Below are 20,000 nucleotides of genomic sequence, written 5' to 3'. Positions count from 1 at the left end.
GTCGCCCGTGAGCGACGCGCAGACCGACACGTCTTCCGCCGGGGACGGCCGCCACAAAGGCGCCTCGATCCTGATCGAAAACGTCACCAAACGATACGGCAGCGGCAAGAAACCTGCCGTCGACCAGCTGACGCTGGAGATCCCCGCTGGGCAGATCATCATGTTCGTAGGGCCCTCGGGCTGCGGCAAGACCACGACCCTCAAAATGATCAACCGTCTGATCGAACCCACCGAGGGGCGGCTGATTCTCGGCGGGGAAGACGTCACCAAAATCAATGGCGACAAGCTGCGCCGCAAGATCGGGTACGTGATCCAGGCCGGCGGGCTCCTGCCGCATATGACCGTGGCCAGCAACATCGGTCTCGTCCCCAAGATGCTCGGTTGGGACAAGAAGCGCATCGCAGATCGCGTCGACGAGCTACTGGACCTGGTGTCCTTGGACGCCGATACTTACCGCGATCGTTACCCGAGGGAACTCTCCGGCGGACAGCAGCAACGTATCGGTGTGGCCCGTGCGCTGGCCGCCGATCCTCCTGTTTTGCTGATGGACGAGCCTTTCGGGGCCGTTGACCCGATCACCCGTCAGCGGCTCCAGGACGAGCTCATCAATATTCAGCACGAACTCCACAAGACAATTGTTTGCGTCACCCACGATTTCGACGAAGCCGTCAAGTTAGGCGACTGGATCGCAGTCTTCGACGAAGGCGCGCGAATTGTTCAGTACGACACGCCGGAGCGTATCCTCGCGCATCCCGCGAGCGAGTTCGTGGAGGACTTCATCGGCTCCGGGGCCGGACTCAAGCAGTTGGGGCTCGCCCGTGTGGGCGACGTCGACCTGATCCCCGGCGTGATCGGACACCCGGGGCAGGACGCACGGGAGCTCGAGGGGCATGTGGACAAGGCAGGGTTCAACACCGCCGTGGTCCTGGACGAGCGTGAACGCCCGTTGCAGTGGTTGTCGAAAGAACAGCTGTCTCGGATCAGCAAGGTTCCTGCCCAGCAGGATCCCGACCTCCCCATTGTCAGCACGCGATCAACCCTCAACGATGCCCTTGACACGATGCTCGTGGCGAGTACTGGCGAAGCGCTCGTCCAGGGAGGACGCGGTCGGTACAAGGGAATCATCACCGTTGAGACGGTCATGAAGGCCATTACGGAGCTGAGAAGCTACAACCCCGGCGACTACACGCCGGTCGGCAACAACACTGGGGAGATCCCGGTGGCCGAGGTCAGGGACTCGATTGAGTCTTCGGAAGTTTCCCAGAACGGTGCGGGGCAGAACGCGGGTTCGGGTTCCGGTGCGGGTTCGACCGCAGCGGGCTCCTCGGCCAGCGGAAGACACGTCCCCGGGCAAGAACCGTGGAATGAAAGCGGTGAGCGTTCATGAGCCAGACCGTGGAGACGGCCGGCCTCGATACGAGCCGCCGCCAGTGGGCCGGCCTCGTCATTCAACCGATCGTCATCATCCTCGCACTGGGGGCCATCATTTGGTGGCTCACCCAGGCCGACCTGACCGATCCCGAACAAGTGACGCTGGACCCCAAGAATCTGCTGAACCTGACATGGCAGCACTTGCAGTTGACCGTCGTCGCCGCCGTCGTGGTCCTGATCTTGGCCATCCCGATCGGTGTGCTCCTCACCCGCAAGCCCTTGCGGTGGCTCGGGACGCCTTTCATGGCCCTTGCAAACCTGGGACAGGCGGCCCCACCCGTCGGCCTGATCGTGTTGTTCGCGTTCTGGCTCGGCTTCGGTTTTCAGGCCTCCGCCCTCGCGCTGATCCTGTATGCGTTCCTGCCCGTTCTCAAGAACACTATGGTGGGGCTCGACGCCGTGGACCCGCGACTCGTGGAATCCGCGCGCGGCATGGGCATGAGCAACATGGGGGTCCTGCTGAAGGTCGAACTCCCTCTCGCGATCCCGGTGATGCTTGCCGGTATCCGCACCGCACTCGTGCTCCTCGTGGGCACGGCAACACTCGCGACATTCGTCGACGGCGGTGGCTTGGGGCTCCTGATCACAACCGGCGTCAACCTGTCCTTGAACAGGGTGCTCATTACCGGATCGTTGCTGGTGGCCCTCCTCGCGCTGAGCGTGGACTGGATTGCTCGCGTTTTCGAGCAGGTCGCTCGACCGAAGGGACTCTAGACATGTTTGGAAAGAAGAAGACCAGGCTCGCCGCGTTGGGCGTCATCGGGATGCTGGCTTTGAGCGGTTGCGGTCTGCAACCGGCGACGTCGACCCTTCCCGATCTGAAGCCCGGAAGCATCAAATCGATCGACGGTGCGGGGGACCAAAAGGTCACGGTCACGTCCAAGAACTTCACCGAACAGCTGGTCCTCGGCAAGATCGCGGTTCTGACCGCGGACGCGGCGGGGTTCGACGTCTCGGACATGACCAACGTGCCGGGTTCTCAGCCTTCACGCAATCTCATGGTCAGCGGACAGGCGCAACTCGGGTGGGAGTACACGGGTACCGCGTGGCTCACCTACATGGGGGAGACCGAGGCAATCCCCGACGCTCAGCAGCAGTGGGAAGCCGTCAAGAAAGCAGACGAGAAGAACAATCTCACCTGGGGCAAGCCTGCTCCATTGAACAACACGTATGCGTTCGCGGTCCGTCAGGAATTCGAGGACAAATACGGCGTCAAGAGCCTTGACGATATAGCCAAGGTGCCCGTCAACGAACGTACGTTCTGCGTCGAGTCCGAGTTCAACTCGCGCAGCGACGGATTCAACCCGATGTTGGAAAAGTACGGTCTTCAGCGGGGTGCGCCGGATGGCGTTCCGGAGAGCAACGTTTCGGTCATGGACACCGGTACGGTGTACGCGGCCACCGCCAAGGGCGATTGCAATTTCGGAGAAGTCTTCACGACGGACGGTCGCATTCCGGCCCTCAACCTCACGGTCCTCCAGGATGACCGTGAATTCTTCCCGAAGTACAACGGCTCGCCCGTCTTCAACTCGGATCTGGTCAAGAAGTACCCGGAACTGCAGGACCGCTTCGAACAGGTCTCTAAGCTGTTGGATGACAAGACAATGCAGAATCTGAACTACAAGGTCGACGTCGAGGGGCAGGACCCCGGCGACGTCGCACTGGACTGGATGGTCGACAAAGGCCTGGTCGGGAAGAAGTAGCTCGATCTGCCGAAATACTTGAAACGCCCCGGTTCTGTGCTCGATCCGGGGCGTTTTGGGTTCCTGGCCCGCTCTCCGGCGCGGTGAGGAGTTCAGAGCCCGTATTGCCTCTTGACGAATTCTTTGTAGAGGACTCCGTACAGGCTCGGCGAGCCTTTGAGAAGGGTGCCGGCGAGGGCATAGACCGGGCGAGTCATCAGGCACCGCAAAAGCAGGGTGCGGTTCATCGCGTTCTGGCAGGCGGCGACATGGGAGTCGAGGGCCGGCGGATTCAGCCTCAGCGCGGCCTGCGCGGAATTCAGAAACGTCAGAATCCAGGCCGCGGCCAGCGCGTTCTTCTCCCGGTAGGAGCCACGGTGCGCCTGGGTCCGATCCTTGAGAAATTCCATGAAGCGGTAACTCTCCGAGATCGGCGGGACCGAACCCCATGTGATGGACTGCGGATTGACCGAATACAAGTGGAGAGAATCCTGGATGTAGACGACCTCCCTGGCGCGTTGGTATGCGGCGATCGAGAATCCAGAGTCCTCGACCCTATTGAGAAGCGGAAATTCCAGGTCCCCCAGGGAAGAAACACGGAAGATCTTGTCCCACGCATAGGGTGTGAGCTGATCCCGCATGAGGTTGATCATCGCCTCGCGGCCCGTGAAGACTCCGGTGGTCCCTCGTACGCGATATCGGTGCGTCCCGTCGGGGTACAGGATGTCGTGACAACAGACCACGACGTCGGTCGAGGCGGTTGTCTGCGCATGCATCTTCTCGAGAAATTCCGGATGGTAGACGTCGTCGGAATCCAGGAAGGCAACCCATTCTCCCTGTGCTTCGTGCATTCCACGATTCCGGGATCCTGCCAAGCCTAGATTGTGCTCGTTGACGATGTATCGGATGCGGGGATCAGCGATGCCCGTAAGGTGTTGGCGAATCACGCGGTCGGCGTCGTCCGGCGACGCATCGTTGACCACCACGAGTTCGAAGTCCGGATCGGTTTGAGCGGTTACGCTCCTGATCGACCGAATGACGCTCGATGCCGTGTTGTAGACAGGCAGAATGACGCTGGTTCTTGGGGACATGGGTTCACCTGTGTGCGAGGGTGAGCTATATAACAGGGGAAGTATACCTTGGAAGTGTACTCGTGGGTACGCGACCATGTGCCGGGATCATTGTGCTGCGTCGGCCGCGCTGCCCTCCAGACGCCTCAGAATCTCGACCAGGGCGAAATAACCCTCGGTCTGCTCGTGCCACCCCGTGCGGATGAGGGCTTTGCTGACCGCCTGAGGGGAAATGCCGAGCGCATCGGCAATGGCACGGTGCTGTCCGCGGACGCCCGGGAGCAGGAGGTCCACAACGTGCCACTCGGCTTGGGTTCTCGTGCCGATGAGCCGCGAAAGCAGGCGCGCAACGCCGGTCGCCGCATCGGCAAGCCGCGGATCGGGGGCCTCGACCGCGATGTTTCGATATGCCGCATTGGCCTGGGTCGGTCCTGCGGTGCAGCGATCCAAGCCCGCACGTGCGTAGGCCATCGGGCTTCCGGCGACTTCCTCCGGGGCGTTGCCTGCGGTGCCGAGCCCCACCTTGACTCCGGGCTGCCGCAGGGTCATGAGGGTGGCGTCGAGCGCGGCTTCCGGAGTGGTGAATACGGCGCTGAGCCTTCCTGTGGACGAGACGGCGAATTCATGGGAGCACCGGTCGGCGGAGGGCAGCGTGTTCAATTGGTCGGCGAGGGCGCCGGCGTCAGGGGATTCGATGATGAGGGCGTACATGTACGGCTATTATGCCCGGACGGGATCAGGAGATGGTTTTTCGCAGTGATTCGCGCAAGGCGTCGAAGTGGGAGCTCAGCAGGAGCGCGGCTCGTTCCTTTTCCCCATTCCTTACGGCTTCGAGAATGTCTCGATGGGCTTGGGCATTCTTTTTGGCGACAGGAATGGACTGGCCAACCTGCTCCCTGATCTGTCCGTACACGGACCAGAAGACTTCCAGAAGGCTGGCCAGAAGCCCATTGTTGAGAGGGGCGAAGAGCAGGCGGTGGAATTCGTGGTCGTGTTCCGCGTTGAGTGCACCGTCTTGGGCGGACTCTTCCATGCCTTGGATGCATTTTTCCAGGGCCGCATGGTCTTCCGCGGTCATCGCGTCCATGGCCGAGCTGACCAGCGACGACTCGAGGGCCTGGCGGACCTCGACGACTTCCATGGCCTCGTTCCCATGACCCAGGAGGGACATGCGGGCATGGAATTCCAGGCCCATGGCCAAAGCCTCGAGGTTCTTGTGGGCCACGAACATTCCGTATCCGTGGCGTACCTCCACCACGCCCATCGACTGCAGTACTTTAAGCGATTCGCGGACCGTATTGCGTCCAACGCCGAGCTCTTCGACGAGTTCGTATTCCGTGGGCATGGGGTCGCCCGGCGTGAGGCCGCGGTCCAGGATGATTGTCATGATCTCCTGTTGAAGCGCGTGCATGCGATCGGCGGCGCCGACCCGGCGTTTCGAGGTGTAATCCTTCGGTTCCATGCATTCTCCTCGTCGATGGTCGAACTTTGTGGATTTTATCGTGGTCTCATGATCGCTCGACGGCCGCCCACCACCATAAACGTGATGTTGACAACAGGGTCCTATGTGGATAAATTTACACCAAGCATAGGACATCCTACATCCCATCTCCTCTGGAGGCCCAGATGATCCCAGCGTCTTCGACGAAGAAGTCCCAGACCGCGCGCCGCATCTCACGGCGCGGATTTCTCACGGCTGCCGGTGGGTTGAGCGCGGCCCTCGCTTTTTCGGCGAGCCTCTCCGCCTGTTCGGCGGATACCGTACCAGCCAAAAAACGCATCGAGGCGGGCATTTCGTACTCCCTCTCCACCGGCTTCGACCCGATGATCACCACGAGCGCGGCGGCCATGGCAGCGAACCTGCATATCTTCGAGGGCCTCGTCGACCTCCACCCCGCGACCCGGAAGCCGTACCTTGCCCTGGCTTCTGAGATGCCCAGGAAAATCGACGAGCGCACCTACGAGGTGCCGTTGCGGCAGGGTGCCCGTTTCCATGACGGTTCCCCCGTCACCGTCGACGACGTCGTGTACTCCTTCACGAGGGTCCTCGACCCGGAGAATGCATCGACGTTGCTCCAACTCGTCGATTTCATCGACGGCGTCGAACCTCGCGGGGACAAATCAGTTCGGTTCCACCTGAAGAACCCCTTCCCTCTGTTTGCTGAGCGCATCTCGTGCATCAAGATCGTGCCGAAGTCCGTGATCGAAAATGACCCGAAGGGATTCGACGCCCATCCGGTGGGCTCGGGGCCGTACAAGTTCGTCCGGGCCCTCAAAGACAACCGCGTAGAGTTCAGCGGATTCGCGGACTACAACGGTCAGTACAAGGCCACGGTGGACGAAATGATTTGGTACCTGCTTTCCGACTCCGCGGCTCGTGTGACCGCGCAGGACTCGGACCGGGTACAGGCCATCGAGGACGTTCCGTACCTCGACTCCGAATGGCTCCAGAAGAGATCCAACCTGGAACAGGTGCCCTCTTTCGGTCTCTTGTTCATGATGTTCAATCTCCAGAAGCCGCCGTTCGACGACGTCCGTGTACGCCAAGCCCTTCATTACGGCCTGGACACCCAGCAGGTCATCGAGCGAGGGCTGCTGGGGCACGCGAGCGCCGCGACCTCGTTCGTTCACAAAGAGCATCCGGACTACATCAAAGCCTCTACGGTTTACGACTACGACCTCGAGAAGGCTTCTCAGCTCCTGCATCAGGCCGGCGTGGACAAGCTCGATTTCACGGTTCATACCACCGACACTTCGTGGGTCAAGGACGTCATGCCCGTGATCCTCGAATCCTGGAACAAGATCCCCGGCGTCTCGGTGAACATGCAGGCCATGCAGTCGGGTGCCCTGTACGCGCAGTACGTGGACACGGGCAACTACCAACTGTGCGTCGCCCCTGGTGACCCTTCCGTCTACGGCAACGACATGGACCTGCTGCTCTCCTGGTGGTTCCGGGGCAAGACTTGGGCGGACAAACGATTCCACTGGGCCGGCACACCGGAACACGCCCGAACCCTGGACCTCATGGACCGCGCGGTGCAGACCAGCGACCGGGATGAAGCCCTGCGCCTGTGGGGCCAAGCCATCGACATTATGGCCGAGCAAGTCCCGCTCTATCCCATTTTCCACCGCAACTTGCCGACCGCGTGGCACGGAACCGACCTCAAGGGCTTCAAACCTCTGCCGACCACGGGTCTCTCTTTCCTCGGCGTAGAGCGGAACTGACCCAGCCAACTTCTCCCGCATACGATCCAAGGAGGATTTCTCGTGGGGAACATACTCAGACTTTTCGGGCGACGAATCATCGCCCTACCTTTCATGATCCTGGGCATTACGTTGCTCGTGTTCATAGTGCTGCACTTCTCGCCCGGTGACCAGGCAACGGCCGCGCTCGGAGAAAACGCCAGCGCGGATGCCAAGGATGCGTACCGGGAAGAACACGGACTCAACCGGCCGATGATCGTCCAGTACCTGACTTTCCTCGGTCGGTTGTGCACCCTGAACTTCGGCGTCACGACTCCGCCCGAATCACCGATCTCGACCATGATCGCGGGGGCCTTCCCGGTCACGCTTCAACTGACACTCTGGGGCGTCGTCATCGCCGCGGTGGTCTCCCTGGTCCTGGGCACCATCGCTGCTCTGTGCCGGGACCGATGGCCGGACCAACTGATCCGCGTATTCTCGATTGCTGCGGTCGCCACGCCTTCTTTCTGGCTCGGAATCCTGCTCATCCAGTGGTTCGCCGTCGGGTGGCGCATTCTTCCCTCCGGCGGATACACATCCTTCTTCGACAGCCCGAGCAAGTACTTCACCTCGATGCTGATGCCTTCCGTGGCCCTGGCAATTCCGGTGTGTGCTTCCCTCATACGGGTGGTTCGCACCTCGATGGTTGAGGAACTGGACAAGGATTACGTGCGAACGGCCATCGGCAACGGCGTTCCGCGCGGCGAAGTCCTCCGAACGAATGTTCTGCGCAATGCCCTCGTGACTCCGGTGACGGTGCTCGGCCTGCGCATCGGTTATCTCTTGGGCGGTGCCGTGGTGATCGAGATGATCTTCTCGATGCCGGGCATGGGCCAGCTGATTCTCAACGGAATCACCAATCAGGACGTCAACTTGGTCCAAGGCGTCGTCGTGACCATTGCCGTCACCTTCGTGGTGGTCAACATCGTCGTCGACCTGCTCTATCTGCTCATCAACCCTCGCATTAGGACGGTGTGACCATGAGATTCAAGCTCGCCGACCGACTCTCCCAGCCCGGGATTCGATTCCGCAGGATGCCATGGGGATCGAAGGTCGCCACAGTATTTCTGATCCTGATAGCGCTCGCCGCGATTTTCGCCCCACTCCTCGCACCACACGACCCGTTGCAGACCGGAGCGGGAGTTCCTCAGGGCCCCAGCTGGGACCACCTGTTCGGCACGGACCGGCTCAATCGGGATATTTTCTCTCGTCTGCTCTACGGTGCCCGCAGCTCACTCGTCATCGGTTTGGGCTCGGTCGCTTTGGCTCTGGTCCTTGGCGGTATCCTCGGGGCCATCGCCGCGACGGGACGTCGCTGGGTCAACGAGGGGATCATGCGAATCATGGACGTCATCATGGCGTTCCCCGGTATCGCGCTCGCCGCCGTTCTCCTGTCCACGATGGGCAATTCGGTTCCCGTGATCATCCTGTCGATCGCGATCATCTATACACCTCAGCTGGCCAGGGTGGTACGCGCCAATATCCTGACCCAGTGGAATGAGGACTACGTCCGCGCGGAGCGCATCATCGGGGCGAAGCGCGCATTCATTCTGACCAAACACGTGCTTCGCAACAGCGCGGCTCCCGTCCTGGTCTTTGCAACGGTCATGGTCGCGGATGCCATCATCTTCGAGGCATCGCTTTCATTCTTGGGAGCGGGCATCCAAGACCCGGATCCTAGCTGGGGAAATGTCATTTCCTACGGGCGAAATGTGGTCCTTGCGGGTGCGTGGTGGGCCACGACCTTCGCCGGTATCACGATCTTGCTGACGGTCCTCGCCCTGAACGTTCTGTCCGAGGGAATGACCGATGCGATGGCCAATCCGCGGTTGCGAGCCCAAGCGGCCTCCTCGGAAGCGACCTCGCCCCGCAGCGAAACGGCCCAACCCAGGACCGAAGCCATTTTTGCGCCGGAGTCCTCACGGGCCGTCCCGACGTCGAACATCCAGACGGTCAGCCCCCGCGGCAAGTCTTTGCTGGACGAGCAGCTTGCGGCTCTGGCGGCCGCAGAATCACGGCGGGGCGATCGGTTCACTCCCGATCCCCATGCGAAGCCGTTGTTGGAGGTCAAGGACCTCTCGATTTCCTTCCCTGACAGATACGGGGACACCAAGGTCGTTCGTGATCTCAGTTTCTCTGTCGCACCGGGCGAAACGATGGGACTGGTCGGGGAATCCGGGTCGGGTAAATCGATTACCTCTTTGGCCATCATGGGTCTTCAGGCGAACAACGCGGTCGTCACCGGATCTATCCTCTTCAGCGGGAAGGAGCTGGTGCCTTCCAAACCGGGTCAGCAAGCCCTGGACCGCACCTTTGCCGGACTCCGTGGAGAACAGATCGCCATGATCTACCAGGACGCTTTGTCCTCCCTGAACCCTTCGATGCTCATCAAGGATCAGATGGAGCAACTGACCAAGCGCGGCGGACGCATGAAGCCGAATGAACTCTTGCGGCTCGTGCAGCTGGACCCGGATCGGACGCTCAAGAGCTACCCCCACGAGTTATCCGGTGGACAGCGGCAACGCGTGCTCATCGCAATGGCATTGTCCCGTTCGCCCAAGCTCGTCGTCGCGGACGAGCCGACGACAGCCCTTGACGTAACGGTGCAGCGCCAGGTGATCGACCTGTTGCTCGACCTGCAGAAGCAGCTCGGCTTCGCGATGATTTTCGTCAGCCATGATCTCGCTCTGGTTGGGTCCCTGGCCCACCGTGTGACGGTCATGTATGCGGGCCAGGTCGTCGAAACCGGCAGCACGACGGAGGTCCTGTCCGATCCTCGCCACGAGTACACGCAGGGTCTGCTCGGTTCGGTTCTGTCCATCGAGTCGTCGGCCGAACGCCTTTACCAAATCCCCGGCACCGTTCCCAGCCCGCGCGAATTCGCGCCCGGCGACCGATTCGCTCCCAGATCGCAAAGACCCGACGCCAATCCGCTGGCGCCCCTGCATATGGAGCAGATCGACGGATCGGATCATTACTGGGCGACCAACGCTCCCAGGAACGGATCCGCTACCGTCAAAATCATTCAAGGAGCTGACTCATGAGTGCCACGGCATCCCGGACGGACGAAGCCGTTCTGTCCCTTAAGGACCTGAAGGTCCACTTCACGACGCGCACCGGGTCCCTGTTCAAGCGCAACGTCGTCAAAGCCGTCGACGGAATCTCCCTGGACGTCCTGAGCGGTCGTACCGTAGGCATAGTCGGGGAATCCGGATCGGGTAAGACGACCCTCGCGAACGTCATCGTGGGTCTGCAAGAGCCCACGGGCGGTGAGTTGCTGTACCGCGGAAAGCCCGTGGGCACGGGGGCCGCGGATCGCAAGAAATTCGGCAAAGCCGTCACCATGATCTTCCAGAACGCCTCGACCGCGTTGAATCCCCGAATGACCACGCACGATATCGTCAAAGATCCCATGGACGTGCATGGGATGGGGCCCACATCCAGCCGATCGGACCGTGTGTACGAGCTGCTCGATCTGGTCGGGCTTCCGACCTCGGCGGCCGAAGCCGTACCCGCCCAGCTCTCGGGCGGTCAGCGGCAGCGCGTGGCCATCGCCCGAGCGCTCGCCCTCGACCCGGAGGTCATCGTGGCCGACGAGCCCACGAGCGCCCTGGACGTCTCCGTCCGCGCTCAGGTGCTCAACCTCCTCATCGACCTGAAGAAAGAGCTCAATCTGGGAATGGTCTTCATCTCCCACGATATTCAGACCGTCCGCCATATATCCGACGATCTCTTGGTCATGACCAAGGGGAAGGCCGTCGAGCAAGGGTCTGCGGAGGATGTCTTGGGCAATCCGTCCTCCGAATACACAGTGAATTTGTTGAAGGCAGCTCCGACGTTTCTGAGCTGAGGGCCGAACCCGCTACGGCGAACCTGGTGGTCTTCTGAGGACAATGAGACAAGCGCCCGCTCGAAGAATTCCTTCGAGCGGGCGCATTGCCGTGCCAGCCTGCGGCTGGGCTTATCTCACGACGGGATAGTCCGCGATCCATCGATAAGGGATCCGAGAGAAGTAGATACCGTCCCACTCCAATTCCCAGAGCAAGCCAAGATCGCCATCCGGGAACTGAATCATGCTGGAATATACATAGTTATTGGCCCGGAAGACCCTGTTCCGGCCCCAGGTCGCGGAATCGTCGACCGACATTCGGATGACACCGCGTCCCCGCGTGTTTCTCCCGTCCTCACCGGGGAAGGTCTTGCTGGCGTTCGAAAAGAACATGCGGCTCTCGCCGGAGCTCGGATCCTTGCCGTTGATCAGATTGGGTTGAGAGAAAATATCGGGCACGTTGTCTACCGGTGTCGGCACATCCCAAGTCTCGCCACCGTCGGAGCTGCGCGAAGAGAGCACTTTCCCACCCGGGGCCCTGTTGCGCATGTACATCACCAGCGTTCCGTCAGCCCTTTCCGCGACCGAAGGTTCGTGAGTCGCGAGTGACATCGTGTTCAGCGTTTCCGAGGAAATCGTTGTTCCGTTGACCACGCGACCGTCGTTGGGGGACTTTCCCCGGTGCCAGGTGGCACCGGCATCGTCCGTGTAGATGACTGCGCTGGAATAGATACCAGCCATAGACTTCGCGTTGTTGTAGTAGACCGGAACAACGATGCGGCCTCGGTTCTTCTCCGCCGTGAGTTGAATCGCGCTTCCAGGGCCCGTCCCCAAAAATCTCATCCACGGCTCTTTGACCTGATGAGTGATGTCCTTCGGATTGCCCCAGGACTGGCCGTCGTCGCTGCTGGTCACCATCACGAGATACGACGTTTCGTGCTCGAACAACCCTCCGAGGGCGGTGGCTTCTTTCGGCAGGTGAATATTGCCCTTATCAGCTCCGTCTCGTGTCACGGAGCCATCCCCTGCGACTCTGTAGCTGGTTGCCGACCCGTCTTTCCTGGTCACGGAACCGTCGTCATGCAAACGGAATTCTTCTCCGGCCTGGTCAAAAAGGATCTTGAGCCCATTTTCGTCGTACCCGGTTCCCGGTGCGCAGTTTCCTTGTCCAAAACCTCCGGGGAATCGATCGATGACAGCCACCAGTTTTCCAGACCTGGAATCTTGCACAATTGTGGAGTCGATCGCTGATGCCCCAGCCCGGCCGGCGCCTGGCTGGGGCAGAATTGTCTGAAGCGCGGACCACGTTCGACCGCCGTCGGTACTGCGACGGCAGGTCGTCTGAATGTGGTTGGGGCTGTCCATCGGGTTCGAAGTGCGTTGGTCGGCTACGGCGATCAAAGTACCGGCGCTCGTCATGGTGAGAGCGGGAATCCTGTAATTCGATGAGCCGGCATACCCCTTGTCGAAGAGGGCTTGGGCGCTGATCACCGGTTGTTCCGCCAAGCCTGCGATCTGCTGCGACGTGAGCGCCCAAGGGAAGATCTTGACTCTTCCAATGCGGCCGGTGAATTTCCATTCCTCGCCGTGAATATCCGTATTCCCGCCAATCCATAGTCCATTCAAGTCGTCGAGAGATGAAGCGAAACTGTGGTGCGAGTGGCGCTCAACTTCTGAGCCATCGATGTAAATACGGGTGCCGCGTTCGGAAACAGCAGCACACACGGAGTGCCTCTTCCCGTCGTTGAGCTGGGAGGCAACGGTGAACTTCATGTTGTTCGTGCCTTTGGACCGGTGCTCCACGACAAGTTGCCCATCCTTGAGGGCCAGACAAAAGTCCGTAGATTCGGCCCGGGTGTCTCCCAAGCTCATGATTGCCATGGTGCCTGAGCTCGTGGTGCTGAATTCCGCGAACACCGTTCCTTTGTCCCACGACTGGAGCCCCGGAACCTCAGTGAAGCGGTTGACCAGTGGCGCGGAGGCCGAATAGGCCAGGAAGGGGGTCCACTTGCTCTTCGTGTCCGGTAGCGTGCAGCGGGCGGCGATAATTTCATCGGTCAGAGCAGTCGGGGTGCATGAGATCGCCCGTATCGAACCAGTGAAAAACTCGCTCGCGCTACTTCGATTCCTGACGGCACCAGCGGTGAGTACGTTTGGATTACCCCATGCGAACAGCGAGTAATCCCGTGTGAACGCATGGGCCCATTGGCCATCCACGTAGAGCGAGGTTCCTGATTCCTCACACCGTAGGGTGACCCAATGAAGATTGCCGTCGTCCAACTCTCCTCGCCGATCCGAAGGCACGGGAAAGCGTCCCTCGGTTTTCTTGCCTGACGAAGATTCGGAGATGACGACGTGGCCGCTGTCGATTCCCAACTTCCAGATGTCCGGGGAGCCGCTGTCTCCTGCACTCAGGAGCGTGCCACCGGAGCCGGGCGAAGTCTTGAACTGAATGCTCAGCGTCATCGGTCTGACAGTGAAATTGTCCTTGGCCGCCGCGAGATCGTGGAAAGACTTCCCATCGAATTCCATGGGGAATCCGGGAGCCGTTTCTTCGGCAGATTCGGCCAGGCTGGGTGTTGGCATCAGAGCGAGGCAAGCTACCGCTGCCCCTCCGGCAAAGAATTGTCGGCGATTCACAGGTGGGTTCATGATGTTCCTTCCCTCGGGAGTTTTTGTGCAACACCGAGGCATGAGGAGATGAAGTGGTGAAGAAATGGGGATCAGACGTGAGTCGACGAGTCAGGCCGTGGTAGCGATGATTTCGTCGTTTCCGTCTTCCGGGCGAACGCTCTCAGCCGATACGGCCGACTGGGCCCTACGGGGCAGGTTCAGCCAGATGGACAGGATGACGAAGAGGGCGAATCCCACGGAGAGCACCGCCAGGGCGGTGCCCAGGGAGAACTTATCCGCCAGGCTCGCACCGAGAATCGGGCCGACCGCGCCACCCAGGGCGCCCACGTTGTAGGTGAAGCCCAAGCCGGCCGCTCGCTTCTCGACCGGGAAGTAGCTGGAAACCCACTTGGGCAGGAGCCCGGAGATGCCCTGACCGAACATCTGGTTGAAGAAAAGCAGAATCCCGACCAGGACCACGTACTTGCCGTTCTGCAGGAACAGGGGGAACACGAGGACCTGGGAGATGGTCAGGCTGATGGCGTACCAGCGGCGCATGCCGACGGTGTCCCCCGCGAAACCGGCCACGATATAGCCAAGGGCATTGCCCAAGCCCGCGATGGTGACGATATTGGCCACCACGTTCGGGTCCATGCCAACTCCCTTGAGGTATGTCGGCAATAGACCCTGAATCGGCCAGGTGTACATGAAGCTCGCGAAGACCGTCAGGACAATGCCTATCCCGGTGGCCCAGCGCTTCTTGTCGAACTGGATGATGAAGGCGATGAAGACCGCGGCCGACACAGCGGCCAGAAGGATCACGGCATACCTGGGAAGCCCGAAGCCGGCGAAAATGAGCAGGAGGGAGACCGCAGCCGCCACGGTGCCGAGGAGGTTGAGGAACTTCTTCGGGCCGCCGAACAGCGTCGTGAGCATGTCGGCTTCCTTGGTCGTTCCTGTCTTCTTGGATTCCTCCCAATCCTTGGCTTCGGGGAGAGAACGGCGCATGTAGATAGCGACGACGATGGGAACAATGCCCGTCAGGTACAGGGCCCGCCATCCCCAGCCGTGACCGAACTGCTCGGCCCAGGGCACGAGGTACTTGTCGACCTGGGCCGCGAGGACGACGCCGAAGGCGTATCCGGACAGCAGGAAACCGGAGGCCTTGTTGCGCATGTGCTTGGGCCATGACTCGATGACGTATGCGGCCGAGGCGGAGTACTCGCCCGCCATGGCAAACCCGATGATGAGACGGAAGACGAAGAGGAACCAGTAGTTCGGGGCGAAAGCCATGCCTATGGAAGCAATAGCGAACATGAGGATTGAGACGACCATAGCCGGGCGCCTGCCGAACTTGTCACCGACGGCACCCAGAACGAGCCCACCGAGCCAGCGGGTAATGAAGGCCGCGGAGACTAACGAAGCACCCTGGACGAGAGTGAGGTCGAAGGTCTCGATCATCGCGGGAAGGGCGAAAGAGATGAGAACGAAGTCGTAACCGTCCAGGAGAACGCCAAGCCACGCTGCGAAGAACGATTTCCTGTCCTGTGCGCTGAGGTGCTGCCACCAACGTTTCCCGGTCCGAGGGGAAGTATGAGGCGAAGTATGAGGAGAACTCATGACCAAGAGATCCTTGCTTTGAAGGCCGTCAGCCGGCCGCGAATGAGATGTCAGTCATAGGTAGGACGTCCTACGGGTGAAAATAGCAGGTTGAGTGAGCCGGGTCAATATCCAACTTGGGCTCGGAAGGGCATCCTCTTGCCGGTGTTAAACGAGGTGTTAGAGTGCAGTCATAGGATGTCCTATGTGTTGGAGGGCACCCTATTGAAAGCTTCTTTAAACGGAGGAATTGTCATGGAAGCATCGCTGTACGGCAGCGGGGTTCTGGTGGACGAAGCCGGTTCCTGCGCCGACATCAATCGTGCGATGGCTCAGCGGCTGGATCCGCTGCAGGGGCTCAGCAAGGGAACGATTCTGCTGAAGTTCGCGACACTCGTCGACGGCACGTTGCTGTCGGCGCGCGCTGCCGATGAGAGCGCGGAGTGGGAATTGGTGATCGAGCGGAATCGCCTGATTCGCCGTGTGACCGTTGACGGCAAGGTCTCGTCCTTCCTCGATGCCGAAGATGCTGACCGGCTCAATGACGGACGGGAGCACGACGTCGCCGTCGTGGTCGGGCCCAGCGGGACCTCCATCTTCCTGGACGGGTACGAGCTCTTCACCGCAACCGATACAAGCTTCTTTGCGGGGCTTGGTGAGCTTGGATGCCTCGAGGTGGGCCGGGAGGGAGTGCCGGAAGTCTCCCACCTGATCATCCGTTCCGACATCCTGACGCCGCGCGGGGTCTTGGCGCGTACCGAAGAAACGCGGCCTCTGGTCGAGTTCGCCGCAGAGAGGCTCGCGGATCGCGATGCCCGCCGCTGCGCCAGCCTTTCCGCCGGATCCCTGCGGGCCAGATTCCGGGTGAGGGGTCGTCACCAAGGCGGAGTCATCCTCCAGGGTGGCACCGAGACACAAGACCCGGAAAAGCATGCCGTGACCCTGCGGATCGATTCCGGGGACTTGCGCTACAGCGTGGTTGCCGGTGGTCGAGCGCTCGTGGATGTGGTCGCCCCAGGCAATTGGGATGACGGAGGGTGGCACGACGTCGTTGTGACCTCCGGATACGGCGCGACCATCATCTACGTGGACGGTTTTCAGGTCGGTCGGGCGCCGGGCGTTGCTTTCTTCCACGATGTCCCGGACGTCGACATCGTCGCCGTGGGAATGGACATCGGAGGCTCCCGACTCTTCGGTGAGGCCTCGACCGCGATGGTCTTCGACCAAATCCTCTCCGATGCACAAGTCAAGAGACTCTCGATGGTCGACCCTCTCGATACGAACGCACTTTTCGACACGGGAATGCTCGGTTCCGTGAGTTACCGGATTCCATCTCTTCTGCGGACGCAGAGTGGCGTGCTCATAGCCGGAGCGGATCAGCGGACGGCCATAGCCAATGACAGCCCGAACCACATCAATTTCGTGATCCGCAGAAGCCTCGACGACGGCGAGACGTGGGAGGACCTGCAAACCGTCATCTCTTCGCCAGGTGAAGGCCCGGAAGGCGCATCGGTCATCGATTCCTTGTTGGTTGAGGACAGGTCAACCGGCAGGATAGTCGTCCTGATCGACCATTTCCCCGGTGGCGTTGGCCAACCGAATGCCGCGCTCGGCACCGGTTTCAACGACGCGGGTCATCTGATCCTGACAGACGCTGAGGGTGATGAATACCATCTCCAGGAGGACGGAAAAGTTCTTCGAGAAGATGGAACACCCACCGAATACCGGGTCCAAAAGGACGGGACGGTTCTTCGTGACGGCGAGGATCAAGGCAACGTCTGGGCATACACGAGCAACCCACCGCTTCGCCCACTTCCCAGCTGCTACCTCTGGATGATTGCGAGCGACGACGACGGTGAGACCTGGAGCGAGCCGGTGGACATCACGCCGCAGGTCAAGCAACCATGGATGCGCTTCTTGGGTACGTCCCCCGGCTCCGGGATCCAGATCGAGAAGGGGCCGCACGCGGGCCGATTGGTCATGCCCGTTTACTACAACCGCGAGGAGAACATCACCTTCTCCGCGGCGGTCGTGTACTCCGATGATGGCGGAGCCACCTGGTCCCTCGGCGAATCGCCGAATGACGACCGGGAGATCGACGGACAGACCGTCCATTCCAGGACGCTGAGCTGTGATGCTGCTTCCCTCCACGAATCCACTGTCTTCGAGGCCGAGAGCGGTGACCTCGTGCTGCTCATGCGCAATCAGAACAGCAGTGGTCGTGTGGCTCGGTCCCGGAGCAAAGACGGCGGCCGGACGTGGGGACCCGTCGACTTCGATCCTCAGCTGACCGAGATCTTCAGCCAGCCCAATGCGGTTGCGCTCAAGACCGAGAAAGGCCGCGGCGTCGTCTTCGCGAACGCCTCTCAGTTGTTGCCGTTCCGAGGCTGCGGGGTACTGCGGCTTTCCTACGACGACGGCCGAACCTGGCCCCACAACAAAGTGTTCAACCCCCGCCACTACGTCTATCAATCCATGGCGCAACTGAGCGACGGATCGATCGGGCTGTTGTGGGAGAGGGAATGGCACGGCATCTACTTCACCCGCATTCCGTTGTCTTGGCTCGAAGAGTCGCGCCAATCCCTGATCTCGCTTTAACGAGACCTACCCCTAAGGAGAACACATGAGCAACCCCCGTTTCCACGGCGTTATCCCGCCCGTCGTCACCCCTCGAACCAACGACGGGGAGATCGACCGCAACGGCCTCGAAAAGGTCGTTCGCCACCTGATCGACGGAGGAGTGCACGGGCTGTTCATGCTCGGTTCCTCCGCCGAGACCCCCTACCTGAGCGACGACGAGCGGCGCACGGTCGTTGCACTGACCGCAGAATTCGCCAACGGTGCGGTGCCCGTGATCGTGGGCGCCAACGATCAGACGGGCGTTCGCGTAGCCGAGGAAGCGCGGCGGATGAGCAACTTCGGCGCGGACGCCGTCGTCGCCTCCAGCCCGTACTACGTGATCACCAACCAGAACGAGATCCTCGATCACTTCCGTATGGTGCGGGACGCGGTGGACGTTCCGGTCTTCGCCTACAACGTTCCGGTGAGAACCCATATCCCGCTGACCGCGGACCTGCTCGCACAGCTGGCACAGGAAGGAACGATCGTCGGCGTCAAGGATTCGTCCAACGACGACGTTGCCTTCCGGCAGCTCGCGCTCGCGACGCGCGACATCGAAGGATTCTCGCTATTCACCGGGCACGAGATCGTGTGCGACGGTGCGATGCTCTCCGGTGCTGACGGCATAGTGCCCGGTCTGGGCAACGTGGATCCCGCCGGTTACGTTCGACTGTACGAGGCGGCCGTCTCGGGAGACTGGGAGGCCGCACGCCGCGAGCAGGATCGACTGGCGGACCTGTTCAGGATCGTCGGGTGTGCGGATTCGAATCGTGTCTCCGGCGGTGCCGCGGGCCTGGGCGCATTCAAGACCGCGCTGGTCGAACTGGGCGTGATTTCGTCGAATAGAATGTCCAAGCCGATGGCGGCGCTCAACGAGCAGGAAGCCGCTTCGATTCGTACGATTTTGGAAAGGACCGGACTCCTATGACCCACGCCGCGGTCGCCCTCGACCTGGGTGGAACGAAGACGGCGGGAGCGCTCATCACCGCCACGGGAGAAATTCTGGGGCAGGCGGCCGAGCCTACGCCGGCCCAGAGCGGAGCGGCTGCAGTCCTGGCCACCGCGGCGTCGGTGTCCAGAACCCTGCTCGACGAGGCACGCGAACGCGGTATCGAGGTCCGTCCTGTTCTGGGCATTGGCTCGGCGGGTGTCATCGACCCGTATACCGGCCGCGTGGTCTCGGCGACGCCGAATATTCGTAACTGGACCGGAACCGCGTTGTCCGACGAGCTCGCCGCCCGGTTGGAGGACGTGCCGGGCCGACCCATCACGACCGTCCGTCCCGTCAACGACGTCCACGCGCATGCGTTGGGCGAAGCCATGTACCGGAATAATCATGGCATGGCGACCGAGGGGACGATGTTCCTGGTGGCGTTCGGAACAGGCGTGGGCGGGGCCATGCTCATCGACGGGAAGCCGCAGGTTGGCAAGCATTTCGTCGCCGGTCACGTGGGCATGACCCCGTTGCCGCACCACCCCGACGCCGAGCTCTTCGCGGCCGGCTCGAAGACGCCCGAGCACATGATTCTCGAGAACGCGTGCGGCGGCATCGCATTCGCCTCTGCCTATCGGAGCGCCGGGGGACGCGCCGACGTCGGCACCGCCCGTGACGTGTTCGCGCTGGCAGACGAGGACACCGCCGCGCGCCGAGTCATCCGGGTCTCGGCGGAAATCGCCGGCACCTTCCTCGCCGGGATAGTCAACATGATCGACCCGGACGAGCTCGTGCTTTCCGGCGGCCTGGGGGCGTCGGGACCTTTGTGGTGGGAACCCATGATCGAATCCTTCCTGAAGGTCCGCCTGCCAGGGATCACCACGCGGCCGGTCGCTGCCTCCTCGGCAGACTTGGCGGCATTGCTGGGCGCGGCGTCGCTGGCCTGGTCGGATCGGAACCCTGCCGAGCCTTCAACCTGA

15 protein-coding genes are annotated in these 20,000 nt (G+C 61.3%); 10 read left to right on the top strand and 5 right to left on the bottom strand.

The annotated features are described in order from the left end of the window. Nucleotides 1-7 precede the first annotated feature (7 nt). From EWV35_RS10135 to EWV35_RS10125, 3 genes are read left to right on the top strand one after another with little or no spacing between them, the layout of a single operon-like run. Complete coding sequence (locus EWV35_RS10135; protein ID WP_129661897.1) at nt 8-1,387, top strand: ABC transporter ATP-binding protein; 1,380 nt, start codon at nt 8-10, stop codon at nt 1,385-1,387. Beyond that, complete coding sequence (locus tag EWV35_RS10130; RefSeq protein ID WP_129661495.1) at nt 1,384-2,145, top strand: ABC transporter permease; 762 nt, start codon at nt 1,384-1,386, stop codon at nt 2,143-2,145. Before EWV35_RS10135 ends, EWV35_RS10130 begins: the two co-directional genes overlap by 4 nt. 2 nt (nt 2,146-2,147) lie before the next feature. Beyond that, nucleotides 2,148-3,134, top strand: coding sequence for a glycine betaine ABC transporter substrate-binding protein (locus tag EWV35_RS10125; protein ID WP_129661492.1), 987 nt, complete (start codon nt 2,148-2,150; stop codon nt 3,132-3,134). A 92-nt stretch (nt 3,135-3,226) separates the two neighbouring features. Here EWV35_RS10125 and EWV35_RS10120 read toward each other — a convergent pair whose 3' ends face one another. The 3 genes from EWV35_RS10120 to EWV35_RS10110 all read right to left on the bottom strand — a co-directional run bounded on the left by EWV35_RS10120 (nt 3,227) and on the right by EWV35_RS10110 (nt 5,645). Next, nucleotides 3,227-4,204 carry a glycosyltransferase family 2 protein gene (locus EWV35_RS10120; protein ID WP_165168516.1) on the bottom strand — a complete coding sequence of 326 codons (978 nt, stop codon included), beginning with the start codon at nt 4,202-4,204 and terminating at the stop codon, nt 3,227-3,229. Nucleotides 4,205-4,291: 87 nt separating this feature from the next. Continuing rightward, the gene (locus EWV35_RS10115) at nt 4,292-4,894 is read right to left on the bottom strand and encodes a hypothetical protein (protein ID WP_129661486.1); all 603 of its coding nucleotides are present in this window, start codon (nt 4,892-4,894) and stop codon (nt 4,292-4,294) included. A 25-nt stretch (nt 4,895-4,919) separates the two neighbouring features. Beyond that, the gene (locus EWV35_RS10110) at nt 4,920-5,645 is read right to left on the bottom strand and encodes a FadR/GntR family transcriptional regulator (RefSeq protein ID WP_129661483.1); all 726 of its coding nucleotides are present in this window, start codon (nt 5,643-5,645) and stop codon (nt 4,920-4,922) included. 164 nt (nt 5,646-5,809) lie between these two features. Between EWV35_RS10110 and EWV35_RS10105 the strand changes: the two genes are divergently transcribed. The 4 genes from EWV35_RS10105 to EWV35_RS10090 are packed head-to-tail and all read left to right on the top strand — an operon-like array spanning nt 5,810 to nt 11,276. Then, on the top strand, nt 5,810-7,408 hold the full coding sequence (locus EWV35_RS10105; RefSeq protein ID WP_129661480.1) for an ABC transporter substrate-binding protein: 1,599 nt from the start codon (nt 5,810-5,812) through the stop codon (nt 7,406-7,408). Nucleotides 7,409-7,450: 42 nt separating this feature from the next. Then, a complete protein-coding gene (locus tag EWV35_RS10100; RefSeq protein WP_129661477.1) occupies nt 7,451-8,404 on the top strand; it encodes an ABC transporter permease in 954 nt (317 codons plus the stop codon). 2 nt (nt 8,405-8,406) lie between these two features. Continuing rightward, a complete protein-coding gene (locus EWV35_RS10095; RefSeq protein WP_129661474.1) occupies nt 8,407-10,470 on the top strand; it encodes a dipeptide/oligopeptide/nickel ABC transporter permease/ATP-binding protein in 2,064 nt (687 codons plus the stop codon). After that, nucleotides 10,467-11,276 carry an ATP-binding cassette domain-containing protein gene (locus tag EWV35_RS10090; protein ID WP_129661471.1) on the top strand — a complete coding sequence of 270 codons (810 nt, stop codon included), beginning with the start codon at nt 10,467-10,469 and terminating at the stop codon, nt 11,274-11,276. Before EWV35_RS10095 ends, EWV35_RS10090 begins: the two co-directional genes overlap by 4 nt. A 111-nt stretch (nt 11,277-11,387) precedes the next feature. On the opposite strand, the gene EWV35_RS10085 is transcribed toward EWV35_RS10090, so the two are convergent. Both EWV35_RS10085 and EWV35_RS10080 read right to left on the bottom strand, forming a co-directional pair. Beyond that, the gene (locus tag EWV35_RS10085; RefSeq protein ID WP_165168514.1) at nt 11,388-13,907 is read right to left on the bottom strand and encodes an exo-alpha-sialidase; all 2,520 of its coding nucleotides are present in this window, start codon (nt 13,905-13,907) and stop codon (nt 11,388-11,390) included. Between the two features lie 90 nt (nt 13,908-13,997). Beyond that, entirely contained in the window at nt 13,998-15,488 is a 1,491-nt protein-coding gene (locus EWV35_RS10080) for an MFS transporter (protein ID WP_129661465.1), read from the bottom strand. A 234-nt stretch (nt 15,489-15,722) separates the two neighbouring features. Here EWV35_RS10080 and EWV35_RS10075 point away from each other — a divergent pair, with 234 nt between their 5' ends. Genes EWV35_RS10075 through EWV35_RS10065 form a run of 3 tightly spaced genes read left to right on the top strand, consistent with a single transcriptional unit; the run spans nt 15,723 to nt 20,000 of the window. Further along, entirely contained in the window at nt 15,723-18,065 is a 2,343-nt protein-coding gene (locus EWV35_RS10075; protein WP_129661462.1) for a sialidase family protein, read from the top strand. Between the two features lie 25 nt (nt 18,066-18,090). After that, nucleotides 18,091-19,014: a dihydrodipicolinate synthase family protein gene (locus EWV35_RS10070; RefSeq protein ID WP_129661459.1), complete on the top strand. Its 924-nt coding sequence runs from the start codon at nt 18,091-18,093 to the stop codon at nt 19,012-19,014. Then, nucleotides 19,011-20,000 (top strand): ROK family protein, encoded by a 990-nt coding sequence (locus EWV35_RS10065; RefSeq protein WP_129661456.1) that lies wholly within the window; start codon nt 19,011-19,013, stop codon nt 19,998-20,000. Before EWV35_RS10070 ends, EWV35_RS10065 begins: the two co-directional genes overlap by 4 nt.

It is taken from the genome of Rothia uropygialis, from assembly GCF_004137765.1.
Classification (GTDB): domain Bacteria; phylum Actinomycetota; class Actinomycetes; order Actinomycetales; family Micrococcaceae; genus Rothia.
The sequence above is the reverse complement of the archived record's forward strand: the minus strand, read 5'-3'. Positions and strand labels throughout refer to the sequence as shown.